This is a genomic window from Mesorhizobium quangtriensis (assembly GCF_040081925.1).
GTDB classification, from domain to species: domain Bacteria; phylum Pseudomonadota; class Alphaproteobacteria; order Rhizobiales; family Rhizobiaceae; genus Mesorhizobium_K; species Mesorhizobium_K quangtriensis.
In genome coordinates, this window is sequence record NZ_JBEBMF010000002.1 from 907615 (window position 1) to 929049 (window position 21435).

Annotated in this window: 20 protein-coding genes; 15 read left to right on the forward strand and 5 right to left on the reverse strand. The window is 63.2% G+C overall.

Annotated elements, in window-relative coordinates:
- Nucleotides 1-156 precede the first annotated feature (156 nt).
- From ABMA32_RS12940 to ABMA32_RS12965, 6 genes are all read left to right on the forward strand, one after another.
- Nucleotides 157-1164 (forward strand): AAA family ATPase, encoded by a 1008-nt coding sequence (locus ABMA32_RS12940; RefSeq protein WP_349014164.1) that lies wholly within the window; start codon nt 157-159, stop codon nt 1162-1164.
- 44 nt (nt 1165-1208) lie between these two features.
- The gene (locus ABMA32_RS12945) at nt 1209-2114 is read left to right on the forward strand and encodes a DUF58 domain-containing protein (RefSeq protein WP_349014165.1); all 906 of its coding nucleotides are present in this window, start codon (nt 1209-1211) and stop codon (nt 2112-2114) included.
- Nucleotides 2111-4927, forward strand: a complete 2817-nt coding sequence (locus tag ABMA32_RS12950) for a DUF4159 domain-containing protein (RefSeq protein ID WP_349014166.1) — start codon at nt 2111-2113, stop codon at nt 4925-4927. The genes ABMA32_RS12945 and ABMA32_RS12950 overlap by 4 nt, the downstream gene beginning before the upstream one ends.
- The gene (locus ABMA32_RS12955; protein WP_349014167.1) at nt 4928-7012 is read left to right on the forward strand and encodes a hypothetical protein; all 2085 of its coding nucleotides are present in this window, start codon (nt 4928-4930) and stop codon (nt 7010-7012) included.
- A 208-nt stretch (nt 7013-7220) separates the two neighbouring features.
- Nucleotides 7221-7931 (forward strand): hypothetical protein, encoded by a 711-nt coding sequence (locus ABMA32_RS12960; RefSeq protein ID WP_349014168.1) that lies wholly within the window; start codon nt 7221-7223, stop codon nt 7929-7931.
- Nucleotides 7928-8296, forward strand: coding sequence for a DUF2019 domain-containing protein (locus ABMA32_RS12965; protein WP_349014169.1), 369 nt, complete (start codon nt 7928-7930; stop codon nt 8294-8296). The genes ABMA32_RS12960 and ABMA32_RS12965 overlap by 4 nt, the downstream gene beginning before the upstream one ends.
- A gap of 142 nt (nt 8297-8438) precedes the next feature.
- Here the strand turns inward: ABMA32_RS12965 and ABMA32_RS12970 are convergent, their stop codons facing one another.
- Nucleotides 8439-9323 carry a choline sulfate utilization transcriptional regulator gene (locus ABMA32_RS12970; protein ID WP_349014170.1) on the reverse strand — a complete coding sequence of 295 codons (885 nt, stop codon included), beginning with the start codon at nt 9321-9323 and terminating at the stop codon, nt 8439-8441.
- A gap of 120 nt (nt 9324-9443) precedes the next feature.
- On the opposite strand from ABMA32_RS12970, the gene ABMA32_RS12975 reads away from it, so the two are divergent.
- Nucleotides 9444-10385: a choline ABC transporter substrate-binding protein gene (locus ABMA32_RS12975; RefSeq protein ID WP_425475524.1), complete on the forward strand. Its 942-nt coding sequence runs from the start codon at nt 9444-9446 to the stop codon at nt 10383-10385.
- A gap of 55 nt (nt 10386-10440) precedes the next feature.
- Nucleotides 10441-11952: a choline-sulfatase gene (betC, locus tag ABMA32_RS12980; protein ID WP_349014171.1), complete on the forward strand. Its 1512-nt coding sequence runs from the start codon at nt 10441-10443 to the stop codon at nt 11950-11952.
- A gap of 3 nt (nt 11953-11955) precedes the next feature.
- Here betC and clpS read toward each other — a convergent pair whose 3' ends face one another.
- Nucleotides 11956-12267 (reverse strand): ATP-dependent Clp protease adapter ClpS, encoded by a 312-nt coding sequence (clpS, locus tag ABMA32_RS12985; RefSeq protein ID WP_349014172.1) that lies wholly within the window; start codon nt 12265-12267, stop codon nt 11956-11958.
- Nucleotides 12268-12476: 209 nt separating this feature from the next.
- Here clpS and ABMA32_RS12990 point away from each other — a divergent pair, with 209 nt between their 5' ends.
- The 3 genes from ABMA32_RS12990 to ABMA32_RS13000 all read left to right on the forward strand — a co-directional run bounded on the left by ABMA32_RS12990 (nt 12477) and on the right by ABMA32_RS13000 (nt 14469).
- Entirely contained in the window at nt 12477-13427 is a 951-nt protein-coding gene (locus tag ABMA32_RS12990; RefSeq protein WP_349014173.1) for an AraC family transcriptional regulator, read from the forward strand.
- Between the two features lie 188 nt (nt 13428-13615).
- A complete protein-coding gene (locus tag ABMA32_RS12995; RefSeq protein WP_349014174.1) occupies nt 13616-13951 on the forward strand; it encodes a hypothetical protein in 336 nt (111 codons plus the stop codon).
- Nucleotides 13948-14469, forward strand: coding sequence for a hypothetical protein (locus ABMA32_RS13000; protein ID WP_349014175.1), 522 nt, complete (start codon nt 13948-13950; stop codon nt 14467-14469). Before ABMA32_RS12995 ends, ABMA32_RS13000 begins: the two co-directional genes overlap by 4 nt.
- 55 nt (nt 14470-14524) lie before the next feature.
- Here the strand turns inward: ABMA32_RS13000 and choV are convergent, their stop codons facing one another.
- The 3 genes from choV to ABMA32_RS13015 all read right to left on the reverse strand — a co-directional run bounded on the left by choV (nt 14525) and on the right by ABMA32_RS13015 (nt 17621).
- Complete coding sequence (gene choV, locus ABMA32_RS13005) at nt 14525-15706, reverse strand: choline ABC transporter ATP-binding protein (protein ID WP_349014176.1); 1182 nt, start codon at nt 15704-15706, stop codon at nt 14525-14527.
- Entirely contained in the window at nt 15706-16557 is an 852-nt protein-coding gene (gene choW, locus ABMA32_RS13010; RefSeq protein WP_349014177.1) for a choline ABC transporter permease subunit, read from the reverse strand. The genes choV and choW overlap by 1 nt, the downstream gene beginning before the upstream one ends.
- Before the next feature lie 119 nt (nt 16558-16676).
- On the reverse strand, nt 16677-17621 hold the full coding sequence (locus ABMA32_RS13015) for a choline ABC transporter substrate-binding protein (protein WP_425475525.1): 945 nt from the start codon (nt 17619-17621) through the stop codon (nt 16677-16679).
- A 264-nt stretch (nt 17622-17885) separates the two neighbouring features.
- On the opposite strand from ABMA32_RS13015, the gene ABMA32_RS13020 reads away from it, so the two are divergent.
- From ABMA32_RS13020 to ABMA32_RS13035, 4 genes are all read left to right on the forward strand, one after another.
- Entirely contained in the window at nt 17886-18974 is a 1089-nt protein-coding gene (locus ABMA32_RS13020; RefSeq protein ID WP_349014178.1) for a hypothetical protein, read from the forward strand.
- Nucleotides 18975-18993: 19 nt separating this feature from the next.
- On the forward strand, nt 18994-20139 hold the full coding sequence (locus tag ABMA32_RS13025; RefSeq protein WP_349014179.1) for a hypothetical protein: 1146 nt from the start codon (nt 18994-18996) through the stop codon (nt 20137-20139).
- Nucleotides 20132-20584 carry a hypothetical protein gene (locus ABMA32_RS13030; protein WP_349014181.1) on the forward strand — a complete coding sequence of 151 codons (453 nt, stop codon included), beginning with the start codon at nt 20132-20134 and terminating at the stop codon, nt 20582-20584. The genes ABMA32_RS13025 and ABMA32_RS13030 overlap by 8 nt, the downstream gene beginning before the upstream one ends.
- Nucleotides 20585-20650: 66 nt before the next feature.
- Entirely contained in the window at nt 20651-21433 is a 783-nt protein-coding gene (locus ABMA32_RS13035; RefSeq protein ID WP_349014182.1) for a Fic family protein, read from the forward strand.
- Nucleotides 21434-21435: the final 2 nt, after the last annotated feature.

Genomic DNA, 21435 nt, shown 5'->3' on the forward strand with positions numbered 1-21435 from the left:
ACGAAATAGTCACTGTTGCATCGCTTGTCAGCCTTATGGTCTGATTTAAGTTCAGCCTTACATGCCGTAAATTATCCGGGTACGGATCGGTTTGCGGGGACTGCCGGGAGGAACGCAACCGGGAGGACAATAGGGCCCGCCCCTCAGGAGTTCCGCATGAGCATCATGATCAAGCAGGCCCCGCTCTCCGAGCAGGAGATGGTCGCCGAGGCCGAAAAGGCGCTGGCCGACATTTCCCGGATAAGAGAAGGCGTCGGCAAGGTCATCTTCGGCCAGGAAAGCGTCGTCGAGCGTGCTCTGGTCGCGCTTCTCGCAGGCGGTCACGCGCTTCTGGTCGGCGTCCCCGGCCTCGCCAAGACCAAGCTTGTGGAGACGCTCGGCGTCGTACTGGGCCTCGATGCCCGCCGCATCCAGTTCACGCCGGACCTGATGCCCTCCGACATCATCGGCTCGGAAGTGATGGAGCAGGACGACCACGGCAAGCGCTCCTTCCGCTTCATTTCCGGCCCGATCTTCGCCCAGCTCCTGATGGCAGACGAGATCAACCGCGCCAGCCCGCGCACCCAGTCGGCGCTGCTGCAGTCCATGCAGGAGTACCATGTCACCGTCGCCGGCGTGCGCCATGACCTGCCTTCGCCCTTCCATGTCCTCGCGACCCAGAACCCGCTGGAGCAGGAAGGCACCTACCCGCTGCCCGAGGCGCAGCTAGACCGCTTCCTGATGCAGATCGACATTCTCTATCCGGAGATCGAGGCCGAGCGGCGTATCCTGATTGAGACGACTGGCGTCGAGGACAGCCGCGCCGAGAACGTGCTCAGTCCTGTTCGCCTGAAGGAGATCCAGACTCTCATCCGCCGCATGCCGGTGCCTGAAAGCGTCGTCGACGCGATCCTGAAGCTCGTGCGTTCCGCCCGCCCCGGCCAGGGCAATGCCGAGACCGACAAGCATGTCGCATGGGGCCCCGGCCCGCGCGCCTCGCAGGCCCTTACGCTCTGCGCCCGCGCCCGCGCTCTCTATGAAGGAAGGCTGGCGCCATCGATCGACGACATCCACGCGCTCGCCGAGCCTGTTCTCCAGCACCGCATGGCGCTCACCTTCGCCGCGCGCGCCGAGGGCATGACCGTGCGCGACGTCATCGCCGGGCTGGTGAAGGCACAGGGTTGATCAGGGCGCTGAGCATGGCACCCCGACCGGCGAGGACCCGATAGATGGCCCGCATCGGCGAAGCCACCGCTCCGGTTGGCACCAGCGACGCGCTGGCGCGCGGCAGGCTGCGCGCCTCGCTGGTACCCGACCTTCTCGTCGAGGCGCGCCGCATCGTCAACACCGTCATCAGCGGCTGGCACGGCCGCAAGAAGCGCGGTATCGGCGAGAATTTCTGGCAGTTCCGGCCCTTCGTCGAAGGCGACGCCATGGCGCGCATCGACTGGCGACGTTCCGCCCGCGACGACCATACCTATGTGCGCGACCGCGAATGGGAAGCCGCCCACACTGTCTGGCTGTGGGCCGACCCCTCGCCCTCCATGCTCTACAAGTCCGCGGGCGCGACGGTTTCCAAGGAATCGCGCGCGCTGGTGCTGATCCTGGCGCTGGCCGAGCTTCTGTCGCGCAGCGGCGAACGCATTGCATGGCCGGGCCTGACCGATCCTTTCACCGCCCGCAACGGCGCGGAGCGGCTCGCTTCGCATCTGTCACATAGCGTCAACCTGCCGACGCGACCCGATCTCTCGAACATCCGCCGCTTCTCCGACATCATCCTCGCCAGCGACTTCCTCGATCCGCCGGAGGAGATCATGGCCTGGCTCGACGTGCTCGCGCGCCACGGCGTGCGTGCACACCTGATCGAGGTCGCCGACCCGGCAGAGGAAGCCTTTCCTTATGCCGGCCGCACGGAATTCGCCGACCCCGAGACGGGCCAGAAGCTGACAGCCGGCCGCGCCGAAGCGATCCGCGACGACTACCGCCTCGCCTATTCGGCCCGCCGCGAGGAATTGATCCGCTGGTGCAAGCGGCTCGGCTGGAGCTACACCGTCAACCACACTGACCGCCTTGCGTCCGAGGCGCTGGTGCGCGTCCACATGGCAATGGCCGCCGAGAGCGGAGGGCGGTCATGAGCTGGCTCCCGCTCACCTTCGGCTTTCCCGCCATCCTCTGGGGCCTGCTTGCACTGCCGGTCATCTGGTGGCTGCTGCGCCTGACGCCGCCCAAGCCGCAGACCGAAGTCTTCCCGCCGCTCAGAATCCTCGCTCGGGTCCTGCGCAAGGAAGAAACCCCGCACCAGAGCCCGTGGTGGCTGACACTGTTGCGCCTGCTGATGGCCGCGCTCATTGTGCTGGCGCTCGCCGATCCCATCTGGAATCCGCGCGAGCGGCTTCCTACCGGCGGAACGGCGCTGGCGCTCGTGGTGGACAACGGATGGGCAAGCGCCCCCGGCTGGGACCAACGCGTCGCAACCGCCGCTCGGCTGATCTCCGACGCCAACGCGACCGGTTCGCCCGTCGTGCTTGCCTTCACGGCGGAACGGCCGAACGCCGAAATCGGTCCCTTCGACGCCGCTGCCGCGATGGAAGTGCTCAACGTCGCCCAACCGCGTCCGGTCCCGGTCGATCGTCAGGCCGTCTATGCGCGCGTCGCAGCCGCCCTAGAACAGTTGCCGGGCGCTTCCGTCGCCGTTCTCGCGGACGGACTAGCAGCACCGGGCGACGAGGCGGCTTTCGCACAGCTTCTCGGCCGCGATCCAGCCAACGTCCTCTGGGCTGTTCCTGATCGCCTCGACATGGTCGGTCTCACAGCCACAGAAAACGCCGCCGCGGGCTTCACCCTTTCGGCCATCCGCGCGCCAAGCGACATCGCGCCGCGTCAGGTCACCGCCGGCGCCTTCGACGATCGTGGCCGCCGCATCGCCGACGCCCTCATCTCCTTCGGCGCTGGCCAGACATCAGGCACCGGCGAGATGACCGTTCCGTTCGAACTGCGCAACGACTTTGCTTCCGTTGCTATCGACGGCGAGCGGCAGGCAGCCTCCGTACGCGTGCTGGACGAAAGCTCGCGGCGCAGGCGTGTCGGACTTCTTTCGCAGGCCGAGGCCGACCAGGCGCAGCCGCTGTTGTCGCCGCTCTACTACATCACCCGCGCGCTGCAGCCGTTCGCCGATCTGGTCGAACCGACGAGCCAGGATCTCGCGGAAGCCATACCTCAGATCCTCGAGCAGAACCCGGCCATGATCGTCATGGCCGATGTCGGCACCATCCCAGATGCCGCGCGCGAGCAACTCGTCAAATGGGTGCAAGACGGCGGCACGCTGGTCCGCTTCGCCGGCTCCCGCCTCGCCGCGGCCGGTAATGACGAGGAACTCCTGCCGGTGCGCCTGCGCCTCGGCGAACGCTCGCTTGGCGGCGCACTGTCATGGACCGAGCCACAGCCTGTCAGCGATTTTCCGGCCAACGGTCCCTTCGCCGATCTCGCGCCACCAGCCGAGGTGACCGTCACCCGTCAGGTACTCGCTGAGCCTACCTCCGACATCGTCGAACGCACATGGGCAAATCTAGCCGATGGCACCCCGCTGGTGACGGGCGCCACGCGCGGCCAGGGTACGGTCGTCCTCTTCCACGTCACGCCGGAAGCGACATGGTCGAACCTGCCCATCTCCGGCAGCTTCGTGGAGATGCTTCGTCGTATTGTGCAACTGTCGCGCAACCAGGGTGCGGCAACGACAGGCGCGGATGGCCAGCCAGCCTCACTCCCGCCCTACCGGATGATTGCCGCCGACGGGCAGTTGGTTCCACCGTCGCCCGACGCGCGCCCCCTCGCCGCCGGCTCGACCGTGGTCAATCTTGAGAACCCGCCCGGCCTCTACGGCACCGAGGAAGGAGTGGTCGCCCACAATCTCCTGCCGGCGGACGCAGCCTTCGCGCCGCTCGTCCGTCCGACGGTGACTGCGCCGGTGACGGAAGTGCGCTATGCTTTCGACGAATCGCGTGATTTGAAGGGGCCTCTGGTGGCTGCCGCGCTCGCGCTCATGGTGCTGGATACGCTTGCCGTCTTCTGGATGGGTGGGTTGTTTTCGCGTCGTTCGCGCATGCTGCGTCGCGGTTCCGGTGCGGCTGCCGCCCTGTTCCTCGCCGCCGGCCTCGTACTCGTCCCCGACATCTCCCGCGCGCAGGACATGAAGCCGGGTGACGACACGGCGATGGCCGCCATCTCCACCACAAGGCTCGCCTACGTCATCACCGGCGATTCCTCCATCGACGCGATTTCCCGCGCCGGCCTCACTGGCCTGTCCCGCTTCCTCATCGAGAAGACAGCGCTGGAGCCGGGCGACCCGGCCGGCGTCGACATCGCCACCGACGAACTCGCATTCTACCCCCTCATTTATTGGCCGGTCGACGCGAATTCCGCGATGCCGAGCCAGGAAGCCATCGCCCGCATCGACGCCTACATGCAGGCCGGCGGAACCGTTCTCTTCGACACGCGCGACCAGTACGCGACCGGCATCGATGCCGGCTCCGCCAGCCCCGCAACCCAGCGCCTGCGCGACATCCTGAGCAACCTCAACGTGCCGCCGCTGGAGCCGGTGCCTGAAGACCACGTGCTGACGAAGTCCTTTTTCATCCTCCCCGAATTTCCCGGCCGCTTCAACGGCAGTCCGCTCTGGGTCGAGGCATCGCTCGAGGCACAGAACCTCGACAACCGTCCGGTGCGCACCGGCGACGGCGTCACCCCGATCATGATCACCGCCAATGATTTCGCCGGCGCATGGGCCGTTGATGCACAGGGCAACCCGATGCTGCCGACCGTGCCGGCCGACCCGATGCAGCGCGTCTATGCGCTTCGCTCGGGCGTCAACATCATGATGTACATGCTGACAGGCAACTACAAATCCGACCAGGTCCACGTTCCCGTCCTGCTCGAACGGCTGGGGCAGTAGATGAACTGGTCTGTCTCCTTCGAACCGCTGATCTCGTGGATCTGGCTCGCCGTCGTCCTCGTCCCCATCGCGCTGCTTGCGCTGGCCGGCCTCTTCTTCCGCCAGCGCGGCGCATGGGTGCGCCTGCTGGCGCTGGCCGCGCTGGCGCTTGCGCTGATTAACCCGGTCCTGATGGACGAAGAACGCGAGCCGCTGAAGAGCGTCGTCGCGCTTGTCGTCGATCGCAGCCAGAGCCAGGACATCGGCGACAGGCAGGCCGAAACGAGCGCCGCCGTCGAGGGCCTGCAGCAGCGCCTCGCCCGCTTCCCGCAATTCGAGGTGCGCGTGGTCGAGGCCGGCCGCGCCAACGCCGCCGACGAACGCACCGAGACGCGCCTGTTCGGCGCACTGGAAAGCGCATTTCGCGACGTGCCGCCGTCGCGCGTCGCCGGCGCTATCATGGTCACAGACGGCCAAGTGCACGACGTGCCCACCGGTGCCGAACCCTTCAACGCACCGCTGCACGCGCTGATCACCGGCGATGAGGGTGAGAAGGACCGCCGCATCCGCTTCGAGAACGCGCCGCGCTTCGGCATCGTCGGCAAGCCGCTGCAGATGAGCTATCGCGTCATCGCCTCTCCCCAGAACCAGACTGGCCCCAACCAGAACGGTCAGGTCGAGGTGCGCGTCCTCGTCAACGGCGAATGGGTCTCCACCGAGCGCGCCACCATCGGCCAGCAGATGCTGCTCGATCTCATTATCCCGAATGCCGGCCGCAACATCGTCGAACTCTCGATTCCCGCCGAAGAGGGCGAGATCACCGACACCAACAACCGCGCCGTGGCCATCCTCGACGGCATCCGCGAGAACCTGCGCGTCTTGCTCGTCTCGGGCGAGCCCCATGCCGGCGAGCGTACGTGGCGCAACCTGCTCAAGTCCGACGCCTCCGTCGACCTCGTGCACTTCACCATCCTGCGCCCGCCGGAGAAGCAGGACGGCACGCCGATCAATGAACTATCGCTGATCGCCTTCCCGACACGCGAACTGTTCGTCGAGAAGATCGACGATTTCGACCTCATCATCTTCGACCGCTACCAGCACCGCGACGTGCTGCCGATCCTCTATTACGACTACATCGCCGAATATGTCGAAAAGGGCGGCGCGCTGCTCATTGCGGCCGGGCCGGAATATGCCGGCGACCAGTCGATCGCGCGCACCCCGCTGATGTCGGCCCTGCCCGCGATGCCGTCTGGCCAGGTCATCGACCAGCCCTTCTACCCGCGCCTCACCGATCTCGGACAGCGCCACCCCGTCACGCGCGGGCTCGAGGGGTCGGGCTCGGAGCCGCCGCACTGGAGCCGCTGGTTCCGCCTCATCGGCATCGACCGTCCCGAGGGCGAGGTCGTCATGAAGGGCCCCGACGACCGCCCACTCCTGCTGCTCGACCGTAAGGGCGAAGGCCGCGTCGGCATGCTGCTCTCCGACCAGGGCTGGCTGTGGGCGCGCGGCTTCGAAGGCGGCGGCCCGCACGTGCAGCTTTACCGCCGCATGGCGCACTGGCTGATGAAGGAGCCCGAACTGGAAGAAGAGCGGCTGATCGCCAACGGCCGCGGCATGACGCTTGACGTCGTCAGGCAGACCATGTCTGACGATCCGGGTCCGGCCACCGTCATCTCGCCGTCCGGGCAGGCGATCACCATCCCGCTCACGAACTCCCAGCCAGGCGTCTTCACCGGCTCCATGGAGGTCGACGAGATCGGCCTTTATCAGGTCGGCAACGGCGACCTCTCGGCGCTGGCCCATGTCGGCCCAGTCAACGCGCCGGAATTCGCCGACACGGTCTCCACCGAGGACGTGCTTCGCGCTCCCGCCGAAGCATCCGGGGGCTCCGTGCGCCGCATCGCTTCGCTGACCGGCGTCTCGCTCCCGGGCATCGTGCCTGTACGCGGCTCGTCCAATGCATCCGACAACGACTGGATCGGCCTCAGGACGACCGACGACAGCGTGCTGAAATCGGTCAGCCGTGTCCCGCTCTTCGGCGGCTTCTTCGGCCTCGGCGTCCTGCTGCTTGCGCTCGGCTCGATGTGGTACCGCGAGGGGCGGTAGGTCCGCGTGGTATTTGTCCCGGTTCCCCTCGATGCCTCGGAGACGAGGCGGAACGTGCACAAATTCAGGTGCCCGTTGCAGACGGCGATCGTCCTAAGTAATTGAAGAAAAACGGTTTGTTTCGCTTTCGGCAGCGGCATCCCCCACAATCTTCTCCCCCCACCTGCAGATGCCCTGAAAATTCTCGCCGCAAACGAACGGCGGGAACATGGACATCATCGACAAGGAAATCATCAGGAAACTGAAGAATATGCGCGGTGAGATCGCCGCGCATACTCTTCTCACGCAGGCAAAGCACCTGCATTTGCTGGCGGCAAAGGCCGGCTTCAGGCCGAACCAGCCTCGCGTGCCGGCAGGCAACTCCGACGGCGGCCAATGGGTCGGCGAAGGTTTGGCTGGTTCCGAGCAAGCTCCGCGCCTCTGGTTGGCCGGCGACCGCCCCGAACTGCCCCCTGATGTTCCCGAACGGGAGCCGCCAACCATACGCGAGCGTAACGCCTGGGGCGTGCGCGTCGCCAAGTATCTCGCCACAACGTCTCATACTTTTGCAGCGTCGGTATTTGCCAACTGGCTTATCCGACACGCTGACCATCGCATTCGCGCCTATCTGACGCCTCCCAAGACGCTGCAGGAACTACAGGACATGGCCTTCGATCGGCCGGCCGGCTTCGATATACATCACATTGTCGAGCAAACGCCTGCGAGGAACGATGGATTTTCTAACGATAAGATCGAGTCATGGGAGAATAGAGTTGCTGTGCCAACTTATCGACACTGGGAAATCACCGGGTGGTATCAAACCAAGAATGATGATTTTGGCGACCTCTCGCCTCGTGAATACTTACGCGATCAACCTTGGGACATAAGACGCGCGGTCGGCATGCAGGCTTTGAAAATACATGGGGTGTTAAAGCCATGAAAAAACGACCAGAAAAAATGTCCTTGGAAGAACTTGTTGCATCGTTTGTCGAAATCGGAGTCGCTCAAAGCGCAGCGGCGGAGGAGTTTCGTATTTCGACTTTTAACAAGCTGTATGACCGCAAAAAACTTATCATCAACGAACTCAGACGCCGCGACAACGATCAGCGGCGGCTTCTTATCGCCCTGTACGACCATCCGAACATTCAGGTCCGGCTGAACGCCGCGAAATCAACCTACGCGCTCAACACTCAAGGCGCGCGGGCGGTCATCCAGGCCATCGCCGACACGAAGATTCAGCCGTGGGCGGGCAGCGCCGGCATGACCCTTTGGTCCCTTGACGAGGGCCTGGGCAAGCTAGATTAGAGGAACATTAGGGTCGAGGACACTGACAGTACCGGGTCGGCGCCTCGCTGGCGCCGACCCGGCGATTCAGGTTGGGACGCTTTCGCGGCTGCCCGGCCCCGTCAAACAAATAACAGTGGCAGATCAGCAGTACGCCCCCAGTTCAGGCATGGCCCACGAGCCAGTCGCCCAGCGCCTCAATGTGGCGCGCCTGCCGGTTCACGATTAGCCAGTAGCCGCAGTCCTCTCGCAGAAGCTCCGGCCCGATCGACACCAGCGAACCGTTTGCAAGCTGCGTATCGATCAGCCCCATCCAGCCAAGCGCCAGACCCTCATGCGCAAGCGCCGCATCGATCACGAAACCATAGGTGTTCAGTCCGAGATCGCCCTGCCTGGGTGTCCGGTTGACGCCATACGCGGCGAGCCATGACGTCCAGGTCAACCAGCGCGGCTTGCCTGATGTGTCGAGATGCAGCAGCGGTTGGCGTGCGATCGCTTCCGCGTCGGCAATCGGCCCGGCGCGCTCCAGAAACCCGGGACTGCAGACTGGCACCACCCGTTCCACCATCAACAACCGCGCCCCGGCGGGGAAGTCGCTCCTTCGCCCGAACACGATGGCGGCATCGGCGGTTTCGTCGAAGGCGCCGGTAAGTCCTTGCGACGCGACCACATGCACCTCCACGCCCGGATGCAGCGTCCGGAACTCCGAAACGCGTGGCATCAGCCAGAAGCTTGCAAAACCGTAGTCGGTGAAGATACGGACAACCGGCGTGCCTGCCCGCGTCCTGATGTCCCGTGAGGCCAGATCAATCCGCTCGATGCCGGCACTGGCTGCACGGAAGAGCGTTTCTCCAGCCTCTGTCAGCTTGCAGCCTCGATGCAGCCGGTCGATCAGTTGCGCACCGACCTGCTCCTCGATGCGTCGTATCTGGTAGCTCACGGCAGGCTGGGTGAGGCCGAGTTCCCTGCCTGCGGCAGTGATGCTGCCAAGCCGACCAACGGCTTCGAATATTCTCAGCCACCCGAGGTCCAGTTTTCTTTCTGACATAGAAATTCTCTATGCTAAACATCTAAAATCAGCCCCTACAAGATAACCGCATAAAGAGCTTGGATGGAAGCGGGCCGTAGCGTCATCGGTCTGCAACGAGTTCAATCAAGGGGAACTGCCATGACGATTCGCCGCTTCGGCCTGGCTATGGCCGCAACCGCATTGCTCACGACATCGCCGCTCGCCGCCGATGCCGAAAGCTGCAAGACCATCCGCATGTCCGATCCGGGCTGGACCGACATCACTTCCACCAATGCCATCGCAACCGTGATCCTCGAGGGCCTCGGCTACTCGACAGACATCCAGACTCTATCCGTGCTCGTCGGCTATCAGTCGATGAAGAACAAGGACATCGATGTCTTCCTCGGCAACTGGATGCCTGCACAGCAGAAGTTCATTGACGAACTGAACGAGGCCAAGGCCGTCGAGGTGGTGACCGAAAATCTGCCGGACGCGAAGTTCACGCTCGCCGTGCCGACTTATGTCGCCGAAAAGGGCATCAAGGACTTCAAGGACCTCGCCGCAAATGCGGACTCATTCGGCAGCAAGATTTACGGCATCGAGCCGGGCGCGCCCGCCAACGAGAACATGCAGAAGATGATCGACGCCAATGATTTCGGTCTCGGCGGCTGGAGCGTCGTGGAATCGAGCGAGACCGGCATGTTGGCGGAAGTGGCGCGCGCCACGCAGTCAAAGGAGAACGTCGTCTTCCTCGCCTGGGCCCCGCACCCGATGAACACGCGTTTCGACCTGACCTACCTGTCCGGCGGCGACGCCTATTTCGGCGCCAACTACGGCGGCGCCAAGGTCTACACACTGGCGCGCGCCGGCTGGCCGGCCGAATGCCCGAACGCCACGCAGCTCCTCAAGAACCTGACCTTCACGCTCGACATCGAGAACGCCATGATGAGCAAGATCATGGATGACGGCATGGCGGCGAACGATGCGGCCAAGGATTGGATCAAGGCCAATCCCGGTGCGCTCGACGCGTGGCTGAAGGACGTCACCACCTTCGACGGCCAGCCCGGTCTCGCCGCGGTCAAGACCTCCCTCGGCCTCTGATCAAATAACTGGAGGCGGTTGCCAGGCCGCCTCCCGTTCCTTCCCGAGTACCCGGATGAAGCGCCCCAACATCCTGATCCTGATGGTTGACCAGCTGAACGGGACGCTGTTCCCCGACGGCCCCGCGAGCTTCCTTCACGCGCCAAACCTTGCCGCGCTCGCCTCACGCTCGGTCCGCTTCGCCAACACCTACACGGCAAGCCCGCTTTGCGCCCCGGCGCGCGCGTCCTTCATGACGGGGCAACTGCCTTCGCGGACGAGGGTCTACGACAACGCAGCCGAATTCGCTTCGGACATTCCCACCTACGCCCACCATCTGCGCCGCGCCGGCTACCAGACTGCGCTATCCGGCAAGATGCATTTCGTTGGGCCGGACCAGTTGCACGGCTACGAGGAACGGCTGACCACCGACATCTATCCCGCCGATTTCGGCTGGACGCCCGACTACAGGAAGCCGGGAGAACGCATCGACTGGTGGTATCACAACCTGGGCTCGGTAAAGGGCGCTGGCGTCGCCGAGATCACCAACCAGCTCGAGTATGACGACGAAGTCACATATCACGCCACGCGCAAGCTCTACGACCTCGCGCGCGGCCACGACGCCCGTCCATGGTGCTTGACGGTCTCCTTCACCCACCCGCACGACCCCTATGTCGCGCGCAAGCGCCATTGGGACCTCTATGAAAACTGCGCGCATCTCGAACCCGCCGTGGCTCCGATCCCGGCAGAGGAGCAGGATGCCCATTCGCAACGCCTGATGGCCGCCAGCGACTACCCGAGCTACGAGATCACGCGGGACGACGTGCGCCGGTCGCGCCGCGCCTATTTCGCCAACATCTCCTACATCGACGAGAAGATCGGCGAGATTCTCGATGTTCTCAGGCGAACGCGCCAGGAGGAGGATACGATCGTCGTCTTCCTCTCCGACCATGGCGACATGCTGGGCGAGCATGGCCTGTGGTTCAAGATGAGCTTCTTCGAGGGATCGGCGCGCGTGCCGCTGATGATTTCCGCACCCGGTCTTGCGCCGGGGCGCATCGACACACCGGTCTCGACTCTCGACGTCCTGCCCACGCTGGCCGAAATGGCCGGCATCGATCTCACGGAGATCGCGCCATGGACCGATGGCGAAAGCCTCGTTGGCGTGGCGACCGGCGCAGCGCGGAAGGCCGTTCCGATGGAATACGCGGCCGAAGGGTCCATTGCTCCAACGGTCGCCCTGCGCGACGGACGCTTCAAGCTCGTCCTTTGCAAACCCGATCCCCCGCTGCTGTTCGATCTGGAGGCCGATCCGCATGAGATGACCAATCTCGCGAACGACCCGAAGCATTCCGAGACGCTGTCGCGATTGAAGAGTGCCGCCGGCACTCGCTGGAACCTTGCACGTTTCGACGCCGAGGTCCGGGCCAGCCAGGCCGGGAGGCACGTCGTCTATGAGGCATTGCGGAACGGAGCTTATTACCCGTGGGACTACCAGCCGCTGCAACGCGCTTCAGAACGCTACATGCGCAACCATATGGATCTCAACGTACTGGAAGAAGCTCAGCGCTTTCCACGCGGCGAGTAGGCGTCATTCCTCGGGCTCGGTCGTGAACATCAGCGGGTAGCCCTTGGCCTTGCCCGCGTCCGTCGCGCGGGTCGCCTTCGTCTCTGCGACGTCCTGCGGAAACACGGCGACCACGCAGACGCCGCGCCGGTGCGCCGTGATCATGATCTTGTGGGCGAGGTCTTCCCCGACGTGGAACTCAGCCTTCAATACCATCACGACGAATTCGCGCGGAGTGAAGTCATCGTTGAGCAGGATAACCTTGTGCAGCTTCGGCCGCTCGACCTTCGGCTTGGTCTTCACGCGCGGTTTCGTGAGGGTCTGGTCATCGGACATCGGCGTCGCTCGTAACGGGATCGCACTGCCATGGTCGCACGACAATGTGGCGCAATCCACTATGGCTGGCTGCGTTACATATAGGCGTCCGCCGCGTCACAGCCACGAAACATGACGCCACCAAGTTGCCGGTCCCACGAAGGAGCCGTCATGAGCCGCATAACGTCCGTAACGTCCCGCCTTTCGCCATCCGAATTGGAAGCTTGCGGATGCTGAGGCTTTCGGATCGGGACGTTCCGGCTGCCGACCGCCTTTCCTACCTGCACGATTTCGTCGCCCGTTCGGTGGCTGGCCTGCATTTCACGCCGAAAGACCGCACCGGCTTCGCGTTCGAACTGGCCTCGCGGAAACTGGATGCTGCGACGGTTGTGGGCTCCGCCCGCTATTCCGCGGTCACCGGCGCACGGACGCGCGAACTGACGGCCGACGGTCGCCAGAACTACATGCTGACCATCCACGAGGCGGGCTACGAGATCGACCTGAACCGGGGGCTACGCAACATCAGCGTGGCCAGGGGCGACGTGGTGATCGTCCGCGAAAGCCTCGAGCAGACCTTCACCATGCCAGACACCAGCCTACTTGCCATCGTGCTGGACGAACGGCGGATGAACACGCTTGCGCCTGCGATCGGCTCGCAGCCGCTGCATCATCTGCCTGCAGCCACGCCCGGCGCGAGAATGCTCGCAGGCTATGGGCGCATGCTTCTCGAAGACTGCGCACTGGACGGCGCCGCGGCACAACTCGCGGCCGAGCATCTCTACCAACTCACCGCCCTTGCACTGGAACAGCGCGAGGCGGAGCCTGCCGCCGAACAGCCGGGCATCGGCGAAGCGCGGCTTGTGCTCGTCAGGGACGACATCGCGCGAAACCTCGCAGATCCCGATCTCGACATCGCCGTCGTGGCGCGTCGGCAGGGCGTCACGCCGCGCTATGTCCAGCGCCTGTTCGAGCGGGAGGGAACCACCTTCAGTCGATTCCTGCGTGATCGACGCCTCGATCTGGCCCGCAAGGCGATCGAGCAAGGCGACGGCAGGACGATCGCAGCGATCGCATTCGACTGCGGCTTTGGCGACCTCTCCCATTTCAACAAGGCGTTTCGAGAGCGCTTTGCCGCCACGCCGCGCGATATCAGGGCGGCCGCCCTTCTGAGGTTCCAGTAAAAAAAGCGCGCGGAGTTCGCATGCGCCCGCAATCGTTCGCCTCACCCCAAGACCACGTTCTCCTGCGGTCCTAGACGGTTCGCACACAAGCATCGGGCGCGGCCGTTCCATGAACGGGATTGCGCCCGGCTCCGCTTGTCGACAGCACGCGGACACGCCGCGTCGCGAAATCCTGTTGAGGAAAAACGATGAGAATAATCGCAGTTCTTTTCTGCGGCGCGCTCGCCGCATGCAGCCAGACCAGTAACGAACAGACCTCCGCAACAAAAGGCATGAAGCAGAAGCCGGCGGCGCGTCACACCGCTTCCGCAACACGCTGCGAGGAAGCTATCGCCAAGGCGCAGCAACAGGCGACAAACGCCGCCATGCTCGGCAGCGCCCTTTCCATGGCGGGCGGGCTCGGCGGCTTCGCCGGACGCGGCGGCGCGATCGCCGGGCAAGCCGTTTCGATGGGCGGCTCCGTCATGCAGGCCAAGGCCCGCACCGACACCCAGGACGCGGTCCAGCAGGAGTGCCTGTCATGAAGCAACCCTCCTTCTTCCGCCGTGTCCTGATCGCCGCGATCTCCGGGATAGGTCTCGCGCTCGGCCTGACCTTTCCGGCAAAAAGCCTCTCGCCCGACGAGGTCGAGAAGGTGACGCTCCTGATGGTCAGTCTGGCGCCGGAACTGGGGCCGTTCGCATGGGATGAAGAGGAAGCCGACCGCATCTTCGAAGAGGATGCAAACTGGAACGGCGAAATCGCCGCGGCGGGCTTCAATCGGCAGGAATGGAAGAAGGCCCTCGACACGACCTTCCGCGGTTATCTGGCGACTATCCCCACCGATGTGTTTTCCGCCCGCCTCACCGAGGCGATCAAGGGCTTCGACGATGCGCCGCACCTATCGTCAGCGCAGAAGGCAGAACTGCGCAGCCTCATCGAGGAGAAGATCGCGGAAATCCAGCTCCTGCGAGCCGAAGGCGCACGCTACGCCGATCTCGTTCGTCCACATGCGGCCAAGCTGGAGACCGCATTCGACACCGGCTTCGGCATCAACCAATAGATCGTGCCTTGTCTGCCCGCCCTCAGGGTGCAACCGAACCCGACAACCCCGCCGATTATCTTCGCAGCACCGCGCTCAGAACGTCCCTCACCCCGATCGCGCCGACAAAGCGCGACTGGTCGTCGAACAGGGCCACCGGTGCGGTCTGCGAGCGGTGCATGGCAAGCATGACCGTCTTCAGCGAGGTGCCTGGCCGCGCCCAGAACACATGCGGCGCATCGTCCGGCAACCTCTCGACATCGTCGCACGACACCCAGACCGATGGCCTTCCGTCCCGCTCGGCAGCCTCGACGAGCCCCTGCCCGTCCAGCTTGAAGCGGGTCGTCTGGCGTCGATCGAGCCATATCCAGCCATCGCCCGCCTGCTCGAGGTCGCGGCGGTCGCGCATCACATTCCAGGCGGTCAGCACCGAGAGCGGGTTCACGTTGGCGATGAAATCGCGAACGTAATCGTTGGCGGGCCGGAGCACGATGTCTTCCGGCGCGCCGGTCTGCACGATGCGCCCGCCTTCCATGATGGTGATGTGGCTGCCGATCTTCAGCGCCTCCTCCAGATCGTGGCTGACGAAGACGATCGTCTTCTTGAGCTCCGCCTGCAGTTGCAGCAGTTCATCCTGCAGCTTGGTGCGGATCAGCGGATCGAGCGCGGAAAACGGCTCGTCCATCAGAAGGATCGGCGCTTCGGTGGCGAAGGCACGCGCCAGGCCGACGCGCTGCTGCATGCCGCCTGAAAGCTCATGCGCGTATTTCTTCGACCACTGGTCGAGGCCGACGAGCTTGAGCTGCTTGTCCACCCGCGCCTTGCGCTCGGCATCCGGAACGCCGGCAAGCTCCAGCCCCAGACCGACATTCTGCTCGACGGTCCGCCACGGCAGCAGCGCGAATTGCTGGAAAACCATGGCGACATGACGCTGCCTGACGCCGCGCAGCGTCTCGGCATCGCAGGTGGCGACGTCAACGGTCTTGTCGCCGGCCTTGACGAAGACGTTGCCGCGCACCGGGATGTTCAGCCGGTTGACGGCGCGCAGCAGCGTCGACTTGCCCGAGCCCGACAGGCCCATCAGGACGGAGATCTCGCCCTCATGGACAGTCAGGTTCGCGCCCGCGCAGCCGAGCACCGTCCCGGTCTTCTCCAGGATTTCGGCGCGCGTAGCGCCCTTGTCGATCATCGCCAGCGCGGCCTTCTGGTTTTCCCCGAAGACGATATCGACATTTTTGAAATCGACGGCGACGCTCATCATACGCCTCCCATGCGAACGCGGCTCATCCGGTCAAGGATGATGGCGAGGATGACGATGGCGAGGCCGGCTTCGAGGCCGAGCGGGATGTTGACGGTGTTGAGCGCGCGCACCACCGGCTTGCCCAGCCCGTTGGCGCCGATCAGCGCGGCGATGACCACCATCGACAGGCAGAGCATGATGCACTGGGTCAGGCCTGCCATGATGGTCGGCAGCGCTGCCGGCAGTTCGACCTTCCACAGCAACTGGCGCTTGGTCGCGCCGAACGCCTCACCAGCCTCGATCATCGGCTTCGGCACAGAGGTGATGCCGAGATAGGTGAGCCGGATCGGCGCAGGCGCGGCGAAGATAACGGTCACGATCAGGCCGGGTGCGATGCCCAGCCCGAAGAGGATCAGCACCGGGATCAGGTAGACGAAGGTCGGCATGGTCTGCATCAGGTCGAGAACCGGGTTCAGCCAGGACCAGACGCTCGACTTGTGCGCCGCCCAAATGCCGACCGGAACGCCGATCGCCATCGAGGCCGCCGCCGCCGCCACGACGAGGACGATCGTCTCGACCGTTTCCTTCCACAGATTCTGGTTGACGATGAAGAGCAGGCCAAGGACGACGAACAGTGCGATCTTCCAGGACCGCTGCAGCCACCAGGCGAGGGCCGCGATCGCCGCCACCACCACGATCGGCGGAAACCAGAGCATGATGTTGATCATGCCCTGAAGCAGAAAGGTCAAGGCACCGGCAATGGAATCGAACAACCACTCGAAGTTGCTTGTCAGGAAGTCGAAAAACGACTTGCCCCATTGGCCTATGGGAATCTTGACGCTTCTGATGAGTTCGCTGATCGGATCCAAACTCGCCCCTCCGGCAATCTTTTTTCGCGCAGGTATTCCTGCTTGCTTACGATAAAGGCGGCAATCCTGTTTGGACTGCCGCCTTTGTCAGGCTTATCGTATCGGGGTCACCGACGGGATCACGAGCCGAGCGCGGATTTGACCGCGGCCGCTGCGTCGCCACCGTCAAAGGTGGTCACGCCGTCCAGCCAGGGGCCGATGACGTCCGGGTTGGCCTTCAGCCAAGCCGTCGCGGCTGCCTTGGGATCGGTGCCGTCGTTGAGGATAGCGCCCATGATCTCGTTCTCCATCTTCAACGAGAAGACGAGGTTCGAAATGAACTTGCCGACATTCGGGCATTCGCCGACATAGCCGGCGCGCACGTTGGTGTGCACGGTCGCGCCGCCATAGTTCGGGCCGAACACGTCATCGCCGCCCGACAGGTAGGCCATCTCGATGTTGGCGTTCATCGGGTGCGGCTCCCAGCCGAGGAACACGACGTCCTCCTTGGAACCTGCCGCCTTCTGCACCGCCGCCAGCATGCCGGCCTCGGAGCTTTCGACCAGTTCGAAGCCGCCGAGGTCGTACTGGTTGGCCGCGATCATGTCGAGGATCAGGCGGTTGCCGTCATTGCCGGCCTCGATGCCGTAGATCTTGTTGCCGAGCTTGTCCTTGAACTTCGCGATGTCCTGGAAGCTCTTGAGGCCCGCATCGAAGGTGGCCTTCGGCACGGCCAGCGTGTATTTCGCGCCTTCGAGGTTCACCTTGATGTCCTCGACCGACTTGTTCTCGAGATACGGCTTGATGTCGGCTTCCATGGTCGGCATCCAGTTCCCGAGGAACACGTCGATGTCCTTGGACGCGAGCGACGTGTAGGTCACCGGAACCGACAGCACCTGCACCTCGGGCGCGTATCCCAGCGCCTCGAGGATGACGGAGGCCGTCGCGGTGGTGGCGGTGATGTCGGTCCAGCCGACATCCGAGAACTTGACCGTCTTGCAGCTTTCAGGATCGGCCGCCAACGCTCCCGTGGAAAGCAGAGCTGCCAAGCCTATGCCGGCGGCGAAAGATTTCATACGCAACATACTTCATTCTCCCATTTATCGATGCTTGTTGCCCCGGAAGCGGTCCAAAATCCATGCGGACGGCCGCTCCACCCCTTTCACCCAAGCCAAACACCATTTTCACGCCGTTTCAAGCGATATGACGCAGCGTGGCGCGGCGGTTTGTGATCCTTCTGCGACATGAATCGTGTTTCCGACAAATAACGGAATCGCCTCGCCGCGTCTTTCAATCGATACCGACCCCTCATATATTCCCGCCGCGTAAGCTTTGCGGGAGACATCAGAATGGCGACATTGCAGAATTTCGATGCCGAGATTGCGAAGACCAGGCAGGTCGTCGAGGAGATGCGCTCCAAGATCGAGCAGTCCGGCACCGTTCTCGACAAGATCGCCCAGACCGATGCCAAGATCGGCGCGTCCGACTTCGACATCGAGAACGCCCGCATCGAGGATGTGATCCGCCAGCAGAAGGTCATGGAAGGCAACATCGCCGACCTGATCATCGGTCTTGAGGACGCCACCAACGTCTTCGGCACCGAATTCGAGAGCATGAAGAGCTTTACCGGATGGGAAAGTTTCATCGGCATCTTCTCTCCGCAATCAAAGCAGCGCATGCGCACCGAGCGCGTCCGCAACATGTCGCTTTCCGGCAACCTCCAGGAGCTTCTGGCGAAGTCCGACACCATCGTCGGGATCCTCAAGGCGCAAAAACAGGTGCTGGAGCAGCGCTACGCCACCTCGGAGACGAGCCTCGCCCAGGTCATCGAGCGCCGCAAGGCCACCATAGACAACCTCACCGGCGTGCAGAAGCGTATCGAGGAACTGAACCCGATCCTGCTCGACATCGAGAACAGGATCGCCGCGTCGACCGACCAGACGCAGCGCACCCAGCTTGAAGGAGAGCGCTCGAAGCTCGCCACCGAATATAACGAGAAGCAGGCCAAGGAGCAGGAACTGCTGGCGGAAAGCCAGACGCTGGAGCGCTACACCTCCATGTTCCAGACCTTTGTCGATTCGCTGAACAACCAGATCGCCGCGCAGAACACGCTGATCAACAAGCTCACCATCGATACCGAGCAGCGCATCGTGCTCTACAAAGCGCTGGAGGACTCGTTGAAGACCGCCGCCCAGCAGGACGTCGCGCATAAGATCAACACGCTGGGCTCCAAGGTCGACAACACCGCCGAGGAGACGATGGCCGGCATCGGCGCGGCCGCGCAGAAGCACATCGGCGACCTCTTGGAACTGCACGAGAAGAACATGGTCGCCACCGCCGACATCCAGCGCCGCAAGAAACTCGCCGACGAAGCCTTCGCCCGCCGCTTCGAAGACGTACTGAAGAAGCACAACGCGTCGAACTACGTGCAGAGCTGATTTCTCCGCGAGCCCCTGCATGACACCCCAGACCGACGCCGCGGCGCAATATTTCTCGGCGATCGCGGCCGCGCTTCGCGGTCTCGAAATCTTCATGCGCGACGATCGCTCGCCGCTGTACCGGCACGGCATCGTCGCCAAGATTGTCGCCGAATATATCGCGCGGCTGGAAATCTCGTTCTCCTGCTGGAAGAACCGGCTCGGCTTCATGGAGACGTTCCGCATCTCACGCGCCGAAAGCGGCTTTCCCGTCTTCCAGAACCTGCTCGAACTCGAAAACGATCGCCGGCAGGCCGAGCAACGACTGGCCAACATTCCCGCCGCAGATGAACTGCGCGCCGAGATGGCCGATTTCATCCTGCGCCGGAAGGAATTCCCCGCCGGGCTGCAGAAGTCTATGGCCGAGCGGCTCTATCTCGAAGCAGTGCAGGGAGGCGACATCTTCGGCCCCTTCACGCTCGCGAAAACGGTCAAGGTCTCGGTCAATCCCAAGACCGGCCGGCCGTTCTACCTCGTGCACTGGGCGGCGTTCGATGGCACGGCCAACCTGCCCCTGATCTACATGGTCACCGTCGAGGATTCTTCCGAGGCGATGCGCCGACAGCTCGTCACGCGCGACGGCAAGCTCAACCAAAAGGTAGATATCCCCCTGCCCGTTGACGGCCTGCTCAACCCCGAGCTTGCCCATCGCTTCGACGACTTTACCGAGAAGAACTCGGCCTACACGCTGTCGCCCACCACGATTGCGACCAATCTCGACAAGGATTTCGAGACGCTCCACCCAACTCAGTTGCGCCGCGTCGTACTCGGCCCCTTCTATTCTGCCGGGATCACCGAACACAATTCGGCGGTTTCCGACGTGCTGTCCAAGGTCCGCAAATCAGAGAATGCGTGGCTTCTCACCTGGACCGTGCAGGAGGTCTATTCCAAGGGCGAGCGTGCAGGCCGCAAGGGCCTGTGGTCGAAGGAAAAGGACGTCCAGGAGTTCTACATCAACACCGACGACCTCGAGGCCGCCCGCCAGGGCGTCTCCAGCTACGAGAAGCACGCGCTCATTCCCCACGAGGCCTATCAGGCGCTCTACGCCGCCGGCGAAGCCCAAAAAATCTTCCTCGGCTACAAGGTCCACATCCTGTCGAAGGGACAGGTGATCAGCGATGTTTAGCGAACTCGAACGCAATTCTCCCGATCCGATAAAAATGTGCCGCGTGGACGCAATCTATGTAGACGCCAGAAAAATCCTCGCAGTGAACGTCCTTACCTGGCTTGTCGTTTTCGGCTTGGGGATTTTCTTTAACTCGAATGTCGGCCTGGCAGCAAGCGCGCCATTATTTACAGCGATGGTCGGGGCCTTTTTTTTAGAAAAATCAATTAAATCTCCGAAGAAATTTCTTTTACTAACTGTATGTGGAGTAGTTTCTACTTTCACAATGACTATTATTTATACAAAATATTCAAATTTTCCTCCATGGATGTACGGATCAAATCCAGAATCTTTCCCAATGTTAGCGTTTTACTATACCACAATTTATTTATTATCATTGATAGTTATGGTTATTTTGTGGTTCTTTTTGCTAAGATTGGACGAAACAGACAACAACAAGACATGACTGATTCCAACAGATGGAACGCAAAGCAGTAGCTACTATGGAATTTCTCAAGGTGGACACCGCGCCATGACGCTTGCCGATGTGGTGCTCGCCAAGAAATGGGAACTCGACGCGCTGCGCCACACGCTGCCGGCCGATGCGCTCGCCGACCTCGAGCACAACCACCGCATCGGCATTACTTACGCGTCGAACGCAATCGACGGCAGCACGCTGACACCAGGCGAGACGGCGCTCATCCTGGAGCGTGGAATGACCTTTGCAGGCAGGCCGCTCAAGGACCATCTGCAGGTTGCCGAACACGCCGGCGCGCTGGACTGGATCATCCGCGCCTCGGCGAGGCCTGACGCGCCGATCGGCGAGTCGGACATACGCCACCTCCACCGCCTGGCGGTCTGCCAGTCGATCCCTGAAATTTCCGGTCGCTATGCCGACAAGCCACGCCGCATGGAAACCGAGGCAGGCGCGATCGACTTTCTCGGGTCGGCCGGCATACCGGCCCTGATGGCCGACTTCTGCGCCTGGCTCGCGCCTGCGCCAAAGGAGCCCGCAACTGCATTCGAGGCGCATTTCCGGCTGATGGCGATCCATCCCTTCAACGACGGCAACGGTCGCGCGGCGCGCCTGCTCACCAATTGGCTGCTCGCGCGCTGCGATTTCCCGCTCATCGCCATCCGGCCCGAGGATTTTTCCGCTTATTCGCAGGCAATCGGCAAAGGCCTGCGCGACAATGACAACAAGGCGCTGAGCGAATTCTTCTTCCAGCGGCTCGACAGCACGCTCGACACCTTCCTCGGAGCCGCCCGGCGGGCGCAGGCACAAGCGGTTCCGGCTGCATCAACAAGGACGTGATC

Coding starts and splice junctions, on each gene's coding strand:
- ABMA32_RS13000 (WP_349014175.1), top strand. CDS start 13,948: ATGAAGCAACCCTCCTTCTTCCGCCGTGTCCTGATCGCCGCGATCTCC.
- ABMA32_RS13020 (WP_349014178.1), top strand. CDS start 17,886: ATGGCGACATTGCAGAATTTCGATGCCGAGATTGCGAAGACCAGGCAG.
- ABMA32_RS12940 (WP_349014164.1), top strand. CDS start 157: ATGAGCATCATGATCAAGCAGGCCCCGCTCTCCGAGCAGGAGATGGTC.
- ABMA32_RS12950 (WP_349014166.1), top strand. CDS start 2,111: ATGAGCTGGCTCCCGCTCACCTTCGGCTTTCCCGCCATCCTCTGGGGC.
- ABMA32_RS12965 (WP_349014169.1), top strand. CDS start 7,928: ATGAAAAAACGACCAGAAAAAATGTCCTTGGAAGAACTTGTTGCATCG.
- betC (WP_349014171.1), top strand. CDS start 10,441: ATGAAGCGCCCCAACATCCTGATCCTGATGGTTGACCAGCTGAACGGG.
- ABMA32_RS12970 (WP_349014170.1), bottom strand. CDS start 9,323: ATGTCAGAAAGAAAACTGGACCTCGGGTGGCTGAGAATATTCGAAGCC.
- ABMA32_RS13015 (WP_425475525.1), bottom strand. CDS start 17,621: ATGTTGCGTATGAAATCTTTCGCCGCCGGCATAGGCTTGGCAGCTCTG.
- ABMA32_RS12945 (WP_349014165.1), top strand. CDS start 1,209: ATGGCCCGCATCGGCGAAGCCACCGCTCCGGTTGGCACCAGCGACGCG.
- ABMA32_RS13030 (WP_349014181.1), top strand. CDS start 20,132: ATGTTTAGCGAACTCGAACGCAATTCTCCCGATCCGATAAAAATGTGC.
- choV (WP_349014176.1), bottom strand. CDS start 15,706: ATGAGCGTCGCCGTCGATTTCAAAAATGTCGATATCGTCTTCGGGGAA.
- ABMA32_RS12975 (WP_425475524.1), top strand. CDS start 9,444: ATGACGATTCGCCGCTTCGGCCTGGCTATGGCCGCAACCGCATTGCTC.
- ABMA32_RS12995 (WP_349014174.1), top strand. CDS start 13,616: ATGAGAATAATCGCAGTTCTTTTCTGCGGCGCGCTCGCCGCATGCAGC.
- ABMA32_RS12955 (WP_349014167.1), top strand. CDS start 4,928: ATGAACTGGTCTGTCTCCTTCGAACCGCTGATCTCGTGGATCTGGCTC.
- ABMA32_RS12960 (WP_349014168.1), top strand. CDS start 7,221: ATGGACATCATCGACAAGGAAATCATCAGGAAACTGAAGAATATGCGC.
- ABMA32_RS13035 (WP_349014182.1), top strand. CDS start 20,651: ATGACGCTTGCCGATGTGGTGCTCGCCAAGAAATGGGAACTCGACGCG.
- ABMA32_RS13025 (WP_349014179.1), top strand. CDS start 18,994: ATGACACCCCAGACCGACGCCGCGGCGCAATATTTCTCGGCGATCGCG.
- ABMA32_RS12990 (WP_349014173.1), top strand. CDS start 12,477: ATGCTGAGGCTTTCGGATCGGGACGTTCCGGCTGCCGACCGCCTTTCC.
- clpS (WP_349014172.1), bottom strand. CDS start 12,267: ATGTCCGATGACCAGACCCTCACGAAACCGCGCGTGAAGACCAAGCCG.